Annotated in this window: 2 protein-coding genes; one reads left to right on the top strand and one right to left on the bottom strand. The window is 57.7% G+C overall.

The window, feature by feature from the left end; translation table 11 throughout:
- Window positions 1-423: 423 nt before the first annotated feature.
- Entirely contained in the window at window positions 424-1,977 is a 1,554-nt protein-coding gene (locus VGR81_00295) for a hypothetical protein (GenBank protein HEV2287371.1), read from the bottom strand.
- Between the two features lie 323 nt (window positions 1,978-2,300).
- Here VGR81_00295 and VGR81_00290 point away from each other — a divergent pair.
- Window positions 2,301-3,212, top strand: a 912-nt coding sequence (locus tag VGR81_00290; protein HEV2287370.1) for a pentapeptide repeat-containing protein, incomplete at its 3' end; no start/stop codon positions are given.

The following is a 3,212-nucleotide window of genomic DNA, read 5'->3' as shown; positions in this document are numbered from 1 at the left end:
CTTGTCGGCCGGAACCACGTCGAAAAACTGTGGGCGTTTACCCTGCGTTCCATATGCTGGAGGATTTTTTCCCATGCATTCATGAAGACGACATTCCCCTACGATTTCCACCGATGTGGAAATATTGTGGAAATCCCCTCCCTTAAGAGGGTCTTTGCTTAATTGCTGCTTATTCAGCCTTACGGAGGATTGCTCGCCCCTACCGCCTCTGCTCTTCTTCTTTTGGAACTCGACTCTCGACTACAGACTCGATGTGCGAGGCCGGATTTTGCCGAAAAGCTGTCCATCGAGCAAGAGAAAATTGAGCGAAGAAGATACACAGGGTTCACAGGTCATTCACAGTTTTTCCACAAGACAAGAATACGCGGCGCGAGGGACAAAATTCTTCCACTGCCATCCCGAACCGCTCGCGCCGCCCAATTTCTAGTGCGTGTAGCTCGAATTGATGAACGCGTCCACGTCTTTGTGCAGTTTGTCGTGAGCCTTCCGGTCGATGTACACCATGTGCCCCGATTCGTAATACTCGAAGCTGATGTTCTTGCGGACCGACGGCTCGAGCTGCATGTGCGACACAGTTTCTTCGATTCCATTGAACGGCGTGGCCAGGTCGTAATACCCGCAAAGCACGAGAACCTTGAGCGAACTCTCCTCCGTCATCGCCGAGCGAAGCACTTCGGCAACCTGATCGAGCGCTTGGCGGTCCCATGGTCGTACATTCGCGGATACCGTGTAGTATGCATCGCTATCCCACTTCAAATCGCGGTGAACATAATCCTGGAACGTTGCAACGAAGGCCCCCAGATAGGAAGCTTCGCTGGGATCGTACTCGGGTCGTTCGCTCGCCGCGTCGCGATTCATGCCCGTAAACCGCGAGTCCAGGCGTCCCACGATTAGCCGCTTGTTTCTCATCAACTCGGCGAACCAGCGAAACGTCGAAACGCGAAGGTTGCACTCCTTGATGTACTCAGGCGAGAGCGCAGTGAGGTGCGCCATGTCGGCGGCTACCTTGTCGTACTCCGCCGGAGATATTTCATCTCCCTTCTCGAGCGCCTGAGCATATTCGCCGTGGGCGAATTCGCGCGCCCTCTGCGCGATCTGCGCAATCGACAGGCTCTGCAAATCAGAGGAAAGCAAATGGTGGTACCACGCCGAGGTCACGTACGTCGGCAGGAAGAATTCATCGCGATCATCGGCGCCCCACGAATCAAAAGCCATCGTCGAAAGGAGCGCGATTCCGTTCAGATACATGGAGTGGCGGTGCTCAAGAACTCCCGCAAGTTCCGCAGAACGCGTCGTCCCGTAGCTCTCTCCGATCAGGAATTTCGGTGAATCCCAGCGGCCATTCCGCGTGATGTACTGGTAGATGAAGTCGGAGAAAATATCCGCGTCCTGCTCCACCCCGTAGAATTGCGCTGGATTCTGCCCGGGCACTGGCCGGCTGTATCCCGTTGATACCGCGTCCACAAAGACCAGGTCCGTCGCGTCGAGAAACGAATCCTCGTTGTCCGTGATTCGGTAAGGCGCAGGCATGCCGTGCCCGTCCGCGGTCAGCACCACTCGCTCCGGGCCCATGCCCATGTGCGTGAAGAGCGAAGCTGAGCCCGGCCCGCCGTTATAGACGAATGAGACCGGGCGCGTCCCGATATCCGAAACACCGTCCTTTGTATAGGCCACGAAGAAAAACGTCGCTTTCGGCGTTCCGTCGTCCGCCTTGATGACGTAGGTCGCAGCTGTTGCCGTGTAATTGATCTCTTCTCCGCCAATCTTCGCGCTGTGATGCGTCACGGAACTTTTCTCCACCGGCGGCGGCAATTCGCGCGCTTGCATCTGCGCGTTCCGACCCTCCGGCTGTTGTTCCATCATGGGACGCATGCCCGGCGGAGGTTGCTGCTGCCCGGGCCTCTGGGCCGAAGCGGTTAGAGCGATTGAGACAATGGCGAAAACTGCAACGACAAAAAACTTGGCAATCATTTTCATTAAGGCATCCCTCCACAAGGAATGAATATCCGGCGCTGGAAACGCCGTACCCGAATTTGCTATGGAAGCAAGCAGTGGGACGTGCCGGAGCGCAAGCCAGTTTCATCGTCCGCGAATCCCTCAGGTAGGCGCGGAAGCGCCTCTTTCGCATTTTCCACCCCTGACCATCCGGACAGGAAATTGGTTGGCGACACCTGACTCCTTTTGCCCGGAATTGCCGGACGATTGCGGGTAGTCTAATTATGGCATTGGGGAACACTCATCTCGGCCGCGCATCCCCTCCCTCGCGGCTCCCCTCGCCGCAATCGCTTCAGGGCAGAAATATGAAATCACTTTTTCGGTTTGGCAGTTCGGCTGAAAGCACGGAAAAACCGTCCGCCGATAATCCAGCAGAGTCTCTGGATCGGGACGAAACCGCTTCTTCCGCGAAACAGCTCGTAGCTACGGAAGCCGAGTCCGCTCACTCGGCGGCCGTGGCGGAAGATTCGCGGACGGCTGCGGAATTGGAAGTCAACGCCGCCGGCGCGCCCCTCAGCTTCCTTTGCCGGAAATTCGGCAATCTGGAATTTGAAGATGTCCTGGAACAGCACCGCCGCTGGATCGATTCCGATGGGCGCACGGGCAAACGGGCCGATCTTTCCGGCGCGAACTTCGAAAGCGCCGACATGATCGGCGCCGAGCTGGCTGGTGCCAACCTCTTTCGCGCCAATTTCCAGGGCGCGGACCTGCTGATGGCGAATTTCCGGGGAGCCTGCCTCGTCGAAGCCGATCTGCGCGAAGCTACGCTTGTCGGCGCCAATCTTCGCGAAGCAAGCCTGGCAGGAGCCCGTCTCGAAACCTCCACCGGTCTGCTTGCCCCTCAGCTCGCCGGCGCCAATCTCCTTGGCGCGATGATGCCCGACACGGTTTCTCTCGACGACGAGCTCGTCCAGGTCGACAGCGTTTCGCGCAACGTTCGCAAACTACTCACGGTGATCGCAATCGCTTGCGCCGCTGCCTGGATCATCCTCCTGCGCACCACGGATGTGAAGCTCCTCAGCAACGCGCCCATTCTTCCCATTCCTCGCGCCGGATACTTGATGCCCTTGGGCGCTTTCTATCTGGTCGGACCCATTTTCCTTCTCGGCCTCTATATCGGGATTCACATGGTCTTGCAGCGCATGTGGGACGTCCTCGCGGAAGTTCCCGCCGTGTTCCCCGACGGCAAGAAGCTCGAAGACAACATGCCCCGTTTC

Source organism: Candidatus Acidiferrales bacterium (assembly GCA_035934015.1).
Lineage (GTDB): Bacteria > Acidobacteriota > Terriglobia > Acidiferrales > UBA7541 > DAHUXN01.
The sequence above is the reverse complement of the archived record's forward strand: the minus strand, read 5'-3'. Positions and strand labels throughout refer to the sequence as shown.